Source organism: Treponema denticola, assembly GCF_024181405.1.
Classification (GTDB): Bacteria; Spirochaetota; Spirochaetia; order Treponematales; family Treponemataceae; genus Treponema_B; species Treponema_B denticola_D.
In genome coordinates this window covers 908,085-922,953 of the sequence record NZ_CP051302.1, presented here as the reverse complement: position 1 = coordinate 922,953, position 14,869 = coordinate 908,085, and the positions used below count along the sequence as shown (strand labels likewise).

The 14,869-nt window shown below is 38.9% G+C and carries 14 protein-coding genes and 1 tRNA gene; 2 read left to right on the top strand and 13 right to left on the bottom strand.

Annotated elements, in window-relative coordinates; translation table 11 throughout:
• Positions 1-9 precede the first annotated feature (9 nt).
• The 7 genes from HGJ18_RS04215 to HGJ18_RS04185 all read right to left on the bottom strand — a co-directional run bounded on the left by HGJ18_RS04215 (position 10) and on the right by HGJ18_RS04185 (position 6,987).
• Positions 10-1,146 (bottom strand): ABC transporter permease, encoded by a 1,137-nt coding sequence (locus HGJ18_RS04215; RefSeq protein ID WP_253697843.1) that lies wholly within the window; start codon positions 1,144-1,146, stop codon positions 10-12.
• A 26-nt stretch (positions 1,147-1,172) separates the two neighbouring features.
• Positions 1,173-2,450, bottom strand: coding sequence for an ABC transporter permease (locus HGJ18_RS04210; protein WP_253697842.1), 1,278 nt, complete (start codon positions 2,448-2,450; stop codon positions 1,173-1,175).
• Positions 2,451-2,474: 24 nt separating this feature from the next.
• The gene (locus HGJ18_RS04205; protein WP_253698313.1) at positions 2,475-3,743 is read right to left on the bottom strand and encodes a Fe-S-containing protein; all 1,269 of its coding nucleotides are present in this window, start codon (positions 3,741-3,743) and stop codon (positions 2,475-2,477) included.
• 88 nt (positions 3,744-3,831) lie between these two features.
• Positions 3,832-4,458 (bottom strand): iron transporter, encoded by a 627-nt coding sequence (locus HGJ18_RS04200; RefSeq protein ID WP_002669021.1) that lies wholly within the window; start codon positions 4,456-4,458, stop codon positions 3,832-3,834.
• A gap of 39 nt (positions 4,459-4,497) precedes the next feature.
• Positions 4,498-5,766, bottom strand: coding sequence for an FTR1 family iron permease (locus HGJ18_RS04195; RefSeq protein WP_147625318.1), 1,269 nt, complete (start codon positions 5,764-5,766; stop codon positions 4,498-4,500).
• A 125-nt stretch (positions 5,767-5,891) separates the two neighbouring features.
• A complete protein-coding gene (locus HGJ18_RS04190; protein WP_253697840.1) occupies positions 5,892-6,557 on the bottom strand; it encodes an ABC transporter ATP-binding protein in 666 nt (221 codons plus the stop codon).
• Between the two features lie 34 nt (positions 6,558-6,591).
• Complete coding sequence (locus HGJ18_RS04185; protein ID WP_253697839.1) at positions 6,592-6,987, bottom strand: DUF4418 family protein; 396 nt, start codon at positions 6,985-6,987, stop codon at positions 6,592-6,594.
• A 183-nt stretch (positions 6,988-7,170) separates the two neighbouring features.
• On the opposite strand from HGJ18_RS04185, the gene sdaAB reads away from it, so the two are divergent.
• The gene (sdaAB, locus tag HGJ18_RS04180) at positions 7,171-7,833 is read left to right on the top strand and encodes an L-serine ammonia-lyase, iron-sulfur-dependent subunit beta (protein ID WP_253697837.1); all 663 of its coding nucleotides are present in this window, start codon (positions 7,171-7,173) and stop codon (positions 7,831-7,833) included.
• Positions 7,834-7,853: 20 nt separating this feature from the next.
• Positions 7,854-8,750 (top strand): L-serine ammonia-lyase, iron-sulfur-dependent, subunit alpha, encoded by an 897-nt coding sequence (gene sdaAA, locus HGJ18_RS04175; RefSeq protein WP_253697836.1) that lies wholly within the window; start codon positions 7,854-7,856, stop codon positions 8,748-8,750.
• A 44-nt stretch (positions 8,751-8,794) separates the two neighbouring features.
• Here the strand turns inward: sdaAA and HGJ18_RS04170 are convergent, their stop codons facing one another.
• The 6 genes from HGJ18_RS04170 to ppdK form a co-directional block, all read right to left on the bottom strand.
• The gene (locus tag HGJ18_RS04170) at positions 8,795-9,238 is read right to left on the bottom strand and encodes an NfeD family protein (RefSeq protein WP_253697835.1); all 444 of its coding nucleotides are present in this window, start codon (positions 9,236-9,238) and stop codon (positions 8,795-8,797) included.
• 60 nt (positions 9,239-9,298) lie between these two features.
• Positions 9,299-9,502, bottom strand: coding sequence for a 50S ribosomal protein L31 (rpmE, locus tag HGJ18_RS04165; RefSeq protein ID WP_002669000.1), 204 nt, complete (start codon positions 9,500-9,502; stop codon positions 9,299-9,301).
• Positions 9,503-9,538: 36 nt separating this feature from the next.
• Complete coding sequence (rho, locus tag HGJ18_RS04160) at positions 9,539-11,185, bottom strand: transcription termination factor Rho (RefSeq protein ID WP_253697833.1); 1,647 nt, start codon at positions 11,183-11,185, stop codon at positions 9,539-9,541.
• A 201-nt stretch (positions 11,186-11,386) separates the two neighbouring features.
• A tRNA-Glu gene (locus HGJ18_RS04155) sits at positions 11,387-11,458 on the bottom strand.
• Positions 11,459-11,589: 131 nt separating this feature from the next.
• A complete protein-coding gene (gene aroH / locus HGJ18_RS04150; RefSeq protein WP_253697831.1) occupies positions 11,590-11,976 on the bottom strand; it encodes a chorismate mutase in 387 nt (128 codons plus the stop codon).
• Between the two features lie 80 nt (positions 11,977-12,056).
• Positions 12,057-14,813, bottom strand: coding sequence for a pyruvate, phosphate dikinase (gene ppdK / locus HGJ18_RS04145; protein WP_253697830.1), 2,757 nt, complete (start codon positions 14,811-14,813; stop codon positions 12,057-12,059).
• Positions 14,814-14,869: the final 56 nt, after the last annotated feature.

The window sequence follows — 14,869 nt, the reverse complement described above, 5'->3', positions numbered from 1 at the left end:
AATTTAAGATTACTCTCCGCGCAAAACAAGAGCAGGGTCAACATCCACAGTTGCCCTTACGGGAAAGAGGGAAGCAACAATAGTTATAACGATGGAAGAAATTACGGTAAAAGGTGCCAGCCTTATGGGAAAGGAAACTTCTCTTGCAAAGACACTTATACTTACATTATTTGCAAATAAGTAACCGAGCCCTATTCCTAAAATACCGCCCATGAGCCCAAGCATAACCGCTTCTCCCAAAAAATCTATAACAACACTTTTATTTGAAGCACCTAAAGCTTTTTTTAAGCCTATTTCTTTTCTGCGTTCCACAACTACGGCCATCATGGTAGTGGTAACACATATCATAGTCAAAAATAAAACAATAATGGTAACAATCCAAACAAGGGCCTGAAGTTTACTTAAAACCGTATCCTGAGATTCGGTAACACGCTTTACAAGACGGGGGGTAATACCTTTTACATCATTTGAAACTTTTTCGGCAATTAAATTAAGATAATCCCTGTTTCCGTCAATACTGCACTCAATTACATCGAAGGCATCATTATAGCCGACAATATTTTTTATATCATCAAGGCTCATAAAGATAAATTCTTCTTCGACACCCCCTGTTGTAACTATGCCCGAAACCTTAAACTCGTTTACGGTTACATCTCCGTCAGGTTTCGGAGTGTTTACAATAAAATTATCTCCTATGGATAAACCTATGGCCTTACTTATTTCATGGCCGATTAAAACTTCCTTTTTTTTGTCAGGCCATTGTCCGCGTACAAGCCAATATGGACTATTGTTCTTTGCACTTATAAGATCGGTAGCTGCTATCATATAGGGCTGCTCGTTTACCTTTGCAGGTTTGTAAATATAAGGAGCAAAACCTACAAGTTTGCCTGAATCGATTTCTTTTTTAATTTTATCGATTTGCTCTTTTTTTATTTTTGCATCGCTTTCGGAAGGAAGAAATATCATATTTGCCCCATAAGAGCGGAATACCGTTCCCATCTGCCGCGGAATGTCGTAGTAAATAGTCAATAAGCCCGATAAAACGGTTGAACCGATTGCAATAGCCAGCAAAGCTACCAACATTCTTGAACGGCGCCGCAATAAAGAACTCATTATCATTTTAAAATACATCTTATTTTTAGTCATATCTTAACACCTCTAAACAGGAACATTTATTTTCCGTGCAAAACTTCCGTGGGGTTTAGCTTTAATAAATATCTTACCGACGGAAAACTTCCCAAAAGGGTAATCAAAAAAATGATAAGCACTACAATGGGAATAACCATGGGAGCCGGCGGAATTGCAGAACCGAAAACGCTTCGGCCTATTATCTGCGTTAAACCCAACCCTACAAAATATCCGGCGGCACCGCCGATAATTCCTATTACCATAACCTCAGTTAAAACCGAAACGGTAACGGCCGTATTACTTGCCCCGATTGCTTTTTTTAAGCCGATTTCAGCCCTTCTATCCATAACACTCGCCGTTACCAAGTTTGAAATACCGAGAGCTGAAGCGATCAAACTTAAAATGGTAATTAAAAGCATTAACAAGCTTGTCTTATTTAAGATAGCACCCTCGGATTCGGCCACCTGTCTTATCGGCTTTGCAACCGCATCCGTTATAACTTCCTGAATCTGATAACAAATACTGCTTACATAGGCGGTGCAATACCATATTTCCATTTCTTTTATCGTTAAACTTAACGGGTTTCTTGCGGCCTTTCTTGCCAAATCATTATCGGGAGTCGTCAAAGCACTTACCTCGATGCTTTCACAAACATTTGTCTTTCCTAAAAATTCTTGGGCCGTATGCAATGTAGTAAAAATTACCTCATCTTCATTGCTTCCCGAATTAAAAATTGCAGAGACTTTTAAAGTTTTAGAGGCTGCAGCACTTGTAAGTTTTATCTCGTCCCCTACTTTTAAGTTATTCCTTCCTGCAAAAAGACTTCCTACCATACAGGAAGAATTATCATCATCCGAAACCCAGTTTCCGTTTACTTCCCACCATGTACGCATTCTTCTTATTCCGGTTATAACTTCCTGCCCGGTATGCAAGTCTATTCTAAAATCGAACCATGTACCCGACAGGCGGACAGGTTTATCCGCTCCGTCATAATCTACTTGCACATTTAAAAAAGGTGCATAATCGACAATATTGTATGCCCAAAATATGGTTTTAATTTTATACAATTCATCTTCTTTTAAGAATTTTTTTGTGTTTCCGGATTCTTCTCCGTAAATATCATCTAAAAGAGAAGATTCTTTATGAGCAACATTGATATTGGCTCCATAAGTTTTAAGCTCTTGGTTTACCTTATCTCCTACACCAAGCATTGTGTTAAGCATAGAAGTTGAAAGACTTGCGCCTAGGGCAATGGTAAAAGCTATCATCACCATTTTTCCTTTTTGTCTAAAAAGCGCCCCCGCTATCATTCTCCAAAACATAACTTCCCCCATAAAAACTTTTTGCTATTTAAAACGATGAGCCTCGGACTCAAGGTCTGATATCTTTATTTTAATATTCCCGTCATGCACAATATAAGGAATCGGAACAGGATTGCATCCTCCGGGAAAACCTATGGTAGCCTTATTCATAACGACATCGCAAAGTTTGCAAATTACTTCATTATTCCGTTCAAAATAACCGCTGGGGCCGCATATATCGCATGCATCAAGGCCTACACCGTAAGCACCTTCACTTTTTTTTATGGCAATAAAACGCATACTGATACCTTGTTCCGTTACATATTCATAGCGGTGAAGTTTATCATCTTCCAACTGCTCTAAAGAAATAACAGCCATACCGTCTGCAATCGTATAATTTTCAGGCGGTGACAAAGGAACTTCTCTGTCTACATAAAAACGCAAAAAAGATAAAGAAAAAACCGAAATCACTAAAAGGCTTAAAGAAAATCGAGCCCACCTTTTTGCATTACGTTTTTTTGCTTTTATTTTTCTTAATTCGGCATTGTTATTATATGATTCGGTAATTTTAATATTTTTTTTCCATAAAAGAATCGGAGCAAACATTATAAACACAATGACAGCAAATATAAAAAAGTTTCCGTTATTCACCACCATTGCAATAAACCAAAAAATAAAATTATTCCGCGGAATTATTCTTAAAGAATATAAACGCTGGATTATTACCACAATTTGAGTTATCCCTAAAATACAAAGAGAAGCTATTACGGTAATATTTAATTCGATATCGGATAACTTTATTAAGGTTTTATAAATTGAAAGACTTGCAAGAACAATAAAAACTATTCCGAGCAAGTAGCCTATAAGTCTATATAAAACGAGGGTGCTTACCGCACTTTCGCCGTAATTAACCAAGGTTGTAGAAAGAGTTATTATAACGGGAAGATAATAAAATATTGTTGCAGCCGTATATAAAAAAACAGTTGTGCCAAAAATATTTTCGTACAATAAAGATTTTTTCGCTTTTGTTTTAAACAGTAAAAGAACAATTAAAAGTAAGAAAAATATACTTACGGGAATCATCGACCAAAAAGCAAAATTGGTTCTATTTATGTAATTAGGAATAGATCTTAATATTGCAGAAACAATACTGCCGATAAATCCTGTGAGTATACCTAAAAAAACAATATACCGTTTTTTTTCGGGTCTTTGGGTTCTAAATGAAGCAAAAACAACTGCAAGAACTAAGGCAAAGCCTATGCCTGCTTCAATAACCCTTATATAAAATTTTAAAATGGTGCACCTCCAAAACATCAAAAGTAACCGCCCAAGCTAAAGCCTCGGCGGTTACAAATTGAATGAGTAATTAGTATTAGATTATACTACTACCGATTGGACAAGTTTACCACTGAGGTCCTGTCCATTCAAAATCTTTCCATTCAACAACGATGGGTTCCGTCCAGAAACGTCCGGTAACGCCTGTTTCTTTGTCGACATGAAGAAGATAATCATTTCCCGGTGCCTTAATTTCAAACTTGATATTGTACTTACCTAAGCCTTCTTCAAATTTTACGTTAGCACCATAGTGAGGTCCGTCACTGGCATTCATCGGCATAAATGCAACTTCCTGTACCTTTGAAGAACCTACTTTTTGGATGTAAGCCTTAACATGTAAGTAAGGAACAAAGTCGCCGGCACCGTAACCCAATGTTGCGCCTTTTTCATTGGCAGAAATATCGGCTTCCATGTGGCAATCAGCTTCGTTCTTTGACAAACTGTTACCGGCAGGTTCCATATCTACAGGCTGAAAATAAACACCTGCAACCGTTAATATTCCGGCATCTTGCTCATCGCCGATGGGGAACTCGTCAAAACCGGCAGCGCCTTCCTCGTGGGGTTTAGGGGCAGCCGTTTTCTCTTCAGTAGGAGCAGGTTTCGCAGCCTGCTGTACCGCTTCTTTTTTTTCGCATGATGTAATTACAAAAGCAATTGCAAGCAATGCAAAAATACAAGATAAAGTTTTTTTCATTTAAAAACTCTCCTCTATATTTAATTTTTTTGGACTAAATTAATTATCCCCGCCTTCTTCTTTCTTTTTTAATTCGGCAAGAATCTTTTTATTTTTTTTGACATATAAACTTGAAAACACAATAATCGTAATTAAAACTATTATTTGAGGTATCAAGCTTTCATAGGTTGCATATATGCCTAAAAAATCCAACTCAAAACTTTGCATCCACGGGATTATAGTCTTTCCGACCACACCTGCAGCCTGCAATTCCGAAACGCCCTTTCCCGTAAACGAAAAACAAAGTATGTACATCAAAATACTTGTTACGGTAAAAAACGGCTTTAAGGGCAGTTTTACACTTAAAAATCTAAATGCAAGGAAAACACCGGCTAAAATAATCACCGATAATACAATAGCTAAAATCATAGCTCTTTGACCGCTTGCACCTTGAACGGGAACTCCTTGGAAAAATAAAATAAGTTCGGCTCCTTCTCTTGCTACGGCAATAAAGGCAGCAAAAATCAAGACCCACTTATTACCGGTCGATACCGAAGATTCAACCTTCTTTTTAATATATCTTTCCCATGCTTCCGTTTCCGATTTTGAAATCATCCAGTTGCTTACATAGAACAAAACTATTACGGCAACGAACATTCCGATGCCTTCAAAAACCTCTTGAGCTATGCCGCTTTGCGCACCTGCCAATAAACCGAATAAAAAAGCTAAAACTATACTTACAAGAATACCGGCAAGAGCTCCGATATAAACGGAAGATATGTACTTCTTTTTTCCGGTTTTTACAAGATAAGCGATAATAGCCGCTATAACCAAAATAGCTTCCAAGCCTTCACGCAGTATAAGCACAAAGCAGGAAATAAAGGTTGCAACAGCCGCCGATTTCCCACTCCCGCCCTTATCATTGGAAGTGCCGTCAAGCTCGGCTGCATCATGGTAGAGCATTGCTATAAGAGCATCCTTATGAGCTCTTATCATTTCGTTATCCTTATCGCTTTTTACGTTTTTCCTGTACTCATAAAAAGCATTTTCGACAGCCGTTTTGCGAGCACCGGAAAGATAGCTCATCGTTATCTTTTCCATTCCCTTGGATTCGTAATATCTAAAATAAGCGGCATTTACTTCATCATAGGCTTCACGGGTTTTCCCCTGTGTATACAATTCGTATGCATTATTCAGGTGAATTTCCATTTTTTCGACTATTTTAGTCCAAGTGCTCAAGTCTTCTTTTTCTTTGGCTGAAACAGAAAACAAAAAAGCAAAGAAAATCAAAAAAATCGATAAAAATCTTTTAAAACTATCATTAAACATATTAACTCCAATTTTGTAGCCAAGACTTACAAAATTCTACTTCAAGTATATCAAGTCAAAAAAACAATGTCAAGCTTCTCTTACATATTTTTTTAATTTTTTTAATAACATAAACGGTACTAAAATCAAGTTTTCGTTAATTCTCCATCATTCATTCTATATATGGTACTATTCTCACTTAAAATTTCAAAATCATGTGTTACAATCAAAACGGCGGTTCCTAGTTTATTAACACTTTTTATAAGATTCATAACCGTTTCAGAAGTTTCCTTGTCAAGATTTGCCGTAGGTTCGTCTGCAATAAGTAATTTAGGAGAATTCATAAGAGCCCTTGCTATCAACATTCGCTTTATTTCTCCGCCGGATAAATTTTGAGGCATCTCGTTCTTTAAATGAGCTATATCCATCAAGTCCAAGAGGCTTAAAGCCCTGCCCTCACTGTCTCCGTCCCTTTTAAATAAAAAAAACGGAACCCTTACATTATCAAATACCGAAAGATTCGACAAATAAGCCAATGACTGAGGAACAAAGCCTATCGACTCGTTTCGGTAAAAGCTCTTATCGATATCATTCATAGATGAAATATCTTCATCTTCAAAAAAGACCTGCCCTTGGGTAGGATCTAAAATACCGGATATCAAATTAAGAAAGGTTGTTTTTCCCGAACCCGAACGCCCTACAATGAATACAAAATCGGAAGCCGAAATGGAAAAGTCTACATTTTTTACTGCAAAAAAAGAATTCCTGCCTCTTGCAAAGGATTTGGAAAGAGATTTTGTTTTTAAAAGCATAGGTTTCCTTTTTTATAAACTACTCATTTATAAATTACTCAACTTTTTCTTTGCGTGAAAGAAAAACATAAACAAGGCTTACCGTAATCAAAGCAATGGCCAATAGAATAACTATAGGCTTTGTATAAATATTGCAGCTCATATTTGGGTGTTTACAGGTACCGATAACAAGGGTTTCAAGTAAAATAAGACTTACTCCCATTCCGATATTGTAGACGGATATTCCAAAGCGCGATTTTTTACAAATAAAAAAAGCAAGTCCTGATAAGGCTATCAGCCCCCCTAACAACCTCACAGCTTCTCCCATCCAATGACATTTCATAAAACTGCCGTCAGCCTTAGGATGACATACATGGGCAAAGCCGAATGGAGCAAATAAAACCAATAAACCGATTATAATAATAAGAGCACTGAATATATATCTTTTCATATTTTCCCTTCCTATAATTTATAAAATTTAAAATATCATATGGAGTATAGACTCATCAAAAAAAAATGTCAATCTCATATTACATAAATTTTAAATAATATGTCTTTTCTAAAAACCCAATAAGTTTTTTAAGATACCCTCATATTGACCTCAGCAATTTTTTTTTATATAATATCGTTCATTATGGATATCTTTGATATTATAGGCCCGATTATGATAGGGCCGTCCAGTTCGCATACGGCAGGAGCCGTAAGAATAGGCTATTTAACAAGGGTTCTTCTTGCAGAACCTGCTATAAAAGCAAGAGTGTACTTACACGGGTCTTTTGCCTCCACCTATAAGGGGCACGGTACCGACAGGGCTATTGCAGCAGGTATTATGGGAATGAAACCCGAAAACGAGCGTATCAGAAACAGCTTAACCCTTGCAAAAGAACAAGGTTTGGACATTACCTTCGAGCCCATCGACATTCCTAATGCCCACCCAAACACGGCATTGATTGAAGTTACCGGTATTGACGGAAAGGAGCTTTCCGTGCAAGGCTCATCCATAGGGGGCGGGAATATTCTAATTACCAAAATAAACGGAAAACCTGTAGAGTTAAGCGGTAAAAACCCTACACTGGTAGTAGAATATAAAGATATCCCAGGAAGAATAGCCGCCATAACAAGCGTAACGGCAAAACACAAGATAAATATTTCGCAAATTCATATCGGAAGAGATTACCGAGGGGGAACCGCCACAATGTGCCTTCAAATGGACGGTTTAAGCGTAGGCCCCGATTTAAAGGATGATATTTTAAACATAGAGCATATTTACAATGTCATCTTAATTCAGCCTGTATAAATTTTAAAAGGGTATAAACCATGAAAACAAAAACAATAGAGTATAAAAAAATAGAAGACCTGATACAAAAAGCAGCCGAAAACTCTTTAAGAATTTCGGATATCATTTTAGAAGACCAAAGCTCCGCCCTTGAAGAAACTAAGGAACAGTGCTTTGAGAGAATGCAGGAGCATTTAAACGTAATGCTTGAAGCAATTGACAAAGGAACAAACCCGGATATACGCTCTACAAGCGGGCTTACGGGCGGAGATGCCTATAAAATATACGAAAGATCGGAAAACGGAAAAGCACTCTGCGGCCCACTCCTTGCTAACGGCATAAGAATGGCAATGGCCGTTTCCGAATTAAATGCTTCAATGGGAAAAATAGTCGCAGCCCCCACTGCCGGCTCTTGCGGTATTCTCCCCGGTGCAATCGGAGCCGTTCTAAAAACAAAGGATGTAAAAAAAGAAGATGCAGTTATGTCTCTTTTTACGGCGGGAGCTATCGGCATGGTTATAGCCAACACGGCTTCCATTTCGGGAGCTGAAGGCGGATGTCAAGCCGAATGCGGCTCAGCCTCAGCCATGGCAGCAGGAGCTATAGTGGAAATGTGCGGAGGAACACCTGAAATGGTAGGCCATGCAACGGCTATTGCGCTTAAATGTATCTTGGGTCTTGTTTGCGACCCTGTAGCAGGCTTGGTTGAAGTTCCTTGTGTAAAACGGAATGCTTCGGGTGTAAGTTTGGCCTTTACGGCAGCAGAGCTTGCCCTGGCAGGAATCAAAAGTGCTATTCCCGTAGACGAGGTTATAATAGCCATGAAAAAAGTCGGAGATTCCATGCCTTCAGCCTTGAGAGAAACTGCCGAAGGAGGTCTCGCCTGTACAGCCACAGGCAAAAGACTTCAAAAAGAAATATTCGGAAAAACTTTATAAGATGGTATCTTCTAAAAACCGATTTTTTTAAGGGTGCCTAAAAGTTATTTTTCAGCCTTTTCAACAATGTAGGTAAGCCCTTCCCGCCTCAGGACTCTGACCATTGAGCCTGCATGAATTTCTTCCGAAAGGGAGCGGGCACTCCATGTCGTACCCTTATACTTTATTCTGCCTTCCTTGTTATGAAAAACCGTTTCAATAACATCGGCAAATTCGTCTCCTTCTTTGTCGCTTTTTTTATCCGAATAGAAAATAGTCCCCTTAAAAATAGGAGTGAATTTTTTACGCAAAAAAGCCAAAGAAAGAACCGAAAAAATAACAAATATTATTATTTGAAGCCAAAGAGCTTGATTAATAAAAGGAATTAAACTAAAAACGGAAGTAAAAACAGCTCCGAAGCCGAAGAAGATAATAACAAGACCGGGAATTATAAGCTCCAAGCCTATACACAACACACCGATCAAAAGCCAGATAGACCACCATCCCATAAACTACCCCCTAGAAAAAGCATAAGCACGAGAAAACCCGTGCTTAGCTTATAAAGACAATTAGTCTTTAATATTGTATCGTTTCTTAAAGCGATCAATTCGTCCTGCAGTGTCAACAAGCTTTTGTTTTCCCGTAAAAAAAGGATGACACTGAGAGCAGATTTCAACCTTGATATCTTTTACTGTAGAACGCGTATTTATTACGTTTCCGCAAGCGCAAGTAACGGTTGTTTCTTCATATTTCGGATGAATATCTTTTTTCATACAAACCTCCCAAGGTAGTGTTATAATATACAATATTTATTCTTTTTGTGCAAGACCGGCATTCATTGATTTTAAGAAAGCTTCATTATTCTTGCTCTTATTCATTTTATCTATTAAGAATTCGATGATATCGGCATCATCCATCGAGCTGATGAATTTGCGTAATATCCACATAAGCTGCATCTCTGCTTCCGTTAATAAAAGTTCTTCTTTTCGAGTTCCCGAGCGCTTTATATTGATTGCAGGGAATAATCGGCGGTCGGAAAGTTTTCTGTCTAGGTTTACTTCCATATTGCCCGTTCCCTTAAATTCTTCAAAAATAACCTCGTCCATCTTGCTGCCGGTTTCAATAAGAGCCGTAGCTATTATCGTTAAACTTCCGCCTTCTTCGATATTTCTTGCGGCACCGAAAAAGCGTTTGGGCTTATGGAGAGAGTTTGAATCCACACCGCCGGATAGCACCTTACCCGAAGTAGGCATCGTCTGGTTATAAGCCCTTGCCAAACGGGTAATCGAATCCAAAAGAATAACTACATCCCTCTTGTGCTCAACAAGGCGTTTTGCCTTTTCGAGTACCATTTCAGCAACTTGAACGTGGCGGGTTGCCTGCTCATCAAAGGTAGAAGAAATAACTTCCGCATTTACAGTGCGCTCCATGTCGGTAACTTCTTCGGGACGCTCATCTATCAAAAGAACTATAAGATAAACTTCAGGATGATTGGCCGTAATTGCATTGGCTATCTTTTGAAGCATTATCGTTTTTCCCGTACGAGGAGGAGCTACAATCAATCCTCTCTGCCCCTTTCCTATCGGACAAAAAAGATTCATAATTCGGGTAGATATTTCCTGAGTAGTTGTTTCAAGGTTTAATTTTTCTCTAGGATAAAGGGGGGTGAGGTTATCAAACGGAATACGGCGCTGCGATTTTGCAGGCTCATCAAAGTTGACCGTTTCAACCCTTAAAAGGGCAAAATATCTTTCACCCTCTTTTGGAGAGCGGATTTGACCATAAACCGTATCACCCGTTTTAAGATTAAAAAGCCTTATCTGACTGGGAGAAACATAGACGTCATCAGTTCCCGTCAAATAGCTGTTTTGAGGCGAACGTAAAAAACCGTATCCGTCAGGAAGGGTCTCTAAAGAACCGGAAGCAAAAATAGTGCCGCCCTGATTGGTATGGTTTTTAAGAATGTGATAAATCACATCCTGTTTTTTCATTAAGGAAAGTTCATCCTCCGGTACGCCGTATTTAATGGCCATATCCCTTAAATCATGCATACGCATCTTTGTAAGATCGTTTATAATAATTTTAAAAGAACTATCTGATGCGGGCGGGACTTCTTCTTTTTCTTCTTGAATATCTTTAGGTATACGTTTTTTTGCAGTTACACTAGTTCTTTTTGCCAGTTTGGTTTCAGCTTCATCCGAAAAGCTTTCTGTTTTTTTTCTTCCGCGGGAGCGGACAACAACTTTTTTTTCAAGAACTTCATCGTCTGCTTCATTGTTTTGCTCAATTCTTGTCTGCTCTACAGCAGCTTGAATCTCATTTGCCGGACTAAGGGATGGATCATCAGCCTGTGAGTCGGACGGACTAATACTCAAGTCTCCATCAGAGTTAATACCCTCATCAAACAAGGTATCCTCAGAGGTTTGCGGCAAAGTTTTCCTTTTTCTTATTGTCATCGGATTTTTCTCCTACGTTCGTAACTTAAATATATCATTCCAAAATTCAGTATTCGGCTTAAGGAACCGAAAAAGACATGTAAAATGAATTGTTACTGTTGAATAGATTTTTAGTCTAACAAATTTATTTTATTTTGTCAAGTAAAGCTTTTTTAGTTTTAAGATTACTAAAAAAATACCCTCGATTTAATCGAGGGTATCCATCTCCTAGGGGAATTGAACCCCTGTTGTCGGGATGAAAACCCGATGTCCTAACCACTAGACGAAGGAGACATGGTCAAAACTCATCGCATTGAAATGCATTGCGTTGACAGGAATGGAATATATCATATTTTTATAATTATGTCAAGCAAAATTACAAAAATTCTTTTGGGAACCTCGAAAAACTTCAGTTTTTTAGAGGTTTACCTTAAGCTTACTTGCGTATTTCTTATCCAATCAGGTCTTAAAACCTCAGCCCCGCCCATATAAATATGCCTCGGCTTTCTCCTTGAATAATAATAAATTAAAATTCTAATAGTTTTAGGTAAGCTGCCTTTCATACAAGGCTCTAAAGCACAAAAAAGGGCCGTATTTTCTGCAAAGCCCTGTCTTCTTAAGGCTGATGCAGGATTTAAAGCCCTTATATCTGAGGTAACCGTAAATTGTATTGAAACTATGTTCTTTTCAGACAGGGAATTTTCCATCAAGATTCGGCTGTAAAGGTTTACAATTGCCGAAGATATACTTTCTTCACTATCTTCACAGCATACAGCCCCGCGCAAGGCTCTTAATTTTTTTATCAAGCTCATTTTTTTTTTGCTTAAAATCTTTAAATTAAAGCGCTGCACCTTGACTTATTTACAATGGTGCAGTGCTTTAGAATTAATTTTTATTTGGCAGGCTTCTTAGCAGTTTTAGCGGCAGCCTTGGCAGGCTTTTTTACACCGGCCTTAGCTTTTGAAGCTTCAACTTCAGCCTGAGCTGCGGCAAGTCTTGCTATAGGAACTCGTAATGGTGAAGCGGAAACATAGTCCATTCCTGCCCTGCAGAAGAACTTAACCGAATTTAAGTCTCCTCCGTGTTCACCGCATACACCTATTTCCAAGTTCTTTTTAACTTCTCTTCCTTTTTGAATAGCAGTAGATACCAAGATACCCACACCTTCTTGATCCAATGACTGGAAAGGATCAGCCTTAAATACGCCGGCCTTGTTTTCATCTACATATTCAGGGAGGAATTTACCTGCATCATCCCGGCTTATACCTATGGTCATCTGTGTGAGGTCGTTTGTACCGAAGGAGAAAAATTCCGCATATTCTGCTATTTTGTCTGCAAGAAGGGCTGCTCTCGGAGTTTCAATCATAGTACCGACCATGTACTTAAGTTTTTTATCCTTAGCTTTTTTCTCGATGATATCGTCTGCAACAGCTCGAACCCTCTTTTCCAAAATCCTAAATTCTTTTGCATCGATTGTAAGAGGAATCATTATTTCGGGTAAAACGGCAATTCCTTTCTTTTGAACCGTGCAGGCAGCATTTATAATGGCAGTAACCTGCATCTCAAGAATTTCAGGATAGGTAATGCTCAAGCGGCAGCCCCTGTGTCCCAACATAGGATTTGCTTCAGTCAGCTGGTCTACTCTGTTTTTAACACTTGCAAAACTTATATTAAGTTTTTCAGCCAACTTTTGCTGACCTTCTTTATCATGAGGAACAAATTCGTGTAAGGGCGGGTCAATCAAGCGGATGGTTACGGGATATCCGTTCATAGCTTTAAAGATACCTTCAAAGTCCTTTGTCTGATACGGAAGAAGTTTTTTTAGAGCCTTTTCCCTTGCTTCCTTGTTTTCTGCAATAATCATTTCACGGATTGCCTGTATCCTGCTCTCATCGCTAAAGAACATATGTTCGGTTCGGCAAAGACCGATACCTTGGGCTCCGTGGCCTACGGCAATCTTAGCATCTTCGGGCGTATCGGCATTTGTTCTTACCTTTATTTTTCGTATCTGATCAACCCATTCCATGATTTTTTTATAGGCTGCAGGAGGCTTGGGAGTAATTAAGGGTAACTCGCCCTTGTAAACAGCTCCCTTTGAACCGTCCAAGGTAATGTAGTCTCCTTCTTTTAAGACAATACCCTTGGCCGAAATTGCTTTTTTCTCGTAATCGATTCTTAAATTTTCACAGCCTACTATACAGCATTTTCCCCAACCTCTGGCAACTACGGCTGCATGGCTGGTTTTTCCTCCGGTTGCGGTTAAAATACCCTCGGCAGCGTGCATACCGCCTACATCTTCGGGACTTGTTTCATGACGAACAAGAACAGCTCTTTTACCGTCCTTTGCAGCAGCTTCCGCAGCCTCTGCCGAAAGACAGATTATACCGCATGCAGCTCCCGGAACGGCAGGAATACCGTCAACAAGGTGAGAGCTTTTTATTTCGGAAGCTTTAGAATAATCCAAGGCCTTGTAGAAGACTCCTTCAATGTCTGAAGCCTTAATACGGCTAACAGCTTCTTCCTTGGTTATAAGTTTTTCTTCCACCATATCTACAGCCATCTGGAAGGCTGCTGCAGGAAGCCTCTTACCGGTTCGGCACTGAAGCATGTATAATTCACCTTCTTCAACGGTAAATTCCATATCCTGCATATCCTTATAATGTTTTTCAAGGATTTTGCGTGCATCGCAAAGTTTTTTATAAGCAGCAGGATCTTTTTTTGCAAATACATCGAGTTTAATAGGAGTTCTGATTCCTGCAACAACGTCCTCACCTTGGGCATTAAAGAGGTATTCACCGTAAAAGTCGTTTTTACCCGAATTCGGGTCGCGTGTAAAGCAGACTCCTGTTCCGGAATTATCTCCTTTGTTTCCGAATACCATCTGCATAACGTTTACAGCCGTACCGCGGATTCCTACAATGTTCTCAACCCTTCTGTAAGTAACGGCCTTATCCGACATCCAAGAACCGAATACGGCTCCGATAGCACCCCAAAGCTGTTTTATGGGATCTTGGGGGAAGGGAGATTTTATTTCTTTTTCATAAAGTTTTTTGGATCTATCTATAACATCCTGTAATTCCGGTTCGTTTACATCGGTATCCGAAACTTTTGCAGTCTGAGCAAGATTAAGACGCTTTTTTGTTCTTTTTTCTTTTACATCATCAAGAATTTTATCGAATTTTTCACGTTCAATGTTCATTGCCGTAGAACCGTACATCAAAATAAACCTACGATAAGCATCCAAAGCAAACCTTAAATTTCCGGTCTTTTCAGCCAAGCCTTGAACGGATTGGTCATTTAAGCCTAAGTTTAAAATTGTCTCCATCATTCCGGGCATCGAAACGGGAGCTCCCGATCGAACGGAAACCAAAAGAGGATCTTTTTTGTCCCCAAGTTTTTTTCCGGTAATTTTTTCCAATTTTGAAAGATAGGATTCGACTTGAGCTTTTAGTTCGGCAGGATACTTTCTGTTATTTTTATAATACTCTTCGCAAACCTCGGTTGTAATAGTAAATCCGGCAGGAACAGGAAGTCCTATTGCCGTCATTTCGGCCAAACCGGCACCCTTGCCGCCCAATACTTCCCTCATCGTACCATTACCTTCAGCGCTACCTCCGCCAAAAAAATATACATATTTTGACTTTGCCATTGCATTGTCCTCCTTGAACATTGAACAATTATTACAATATATTTATATATTGTATC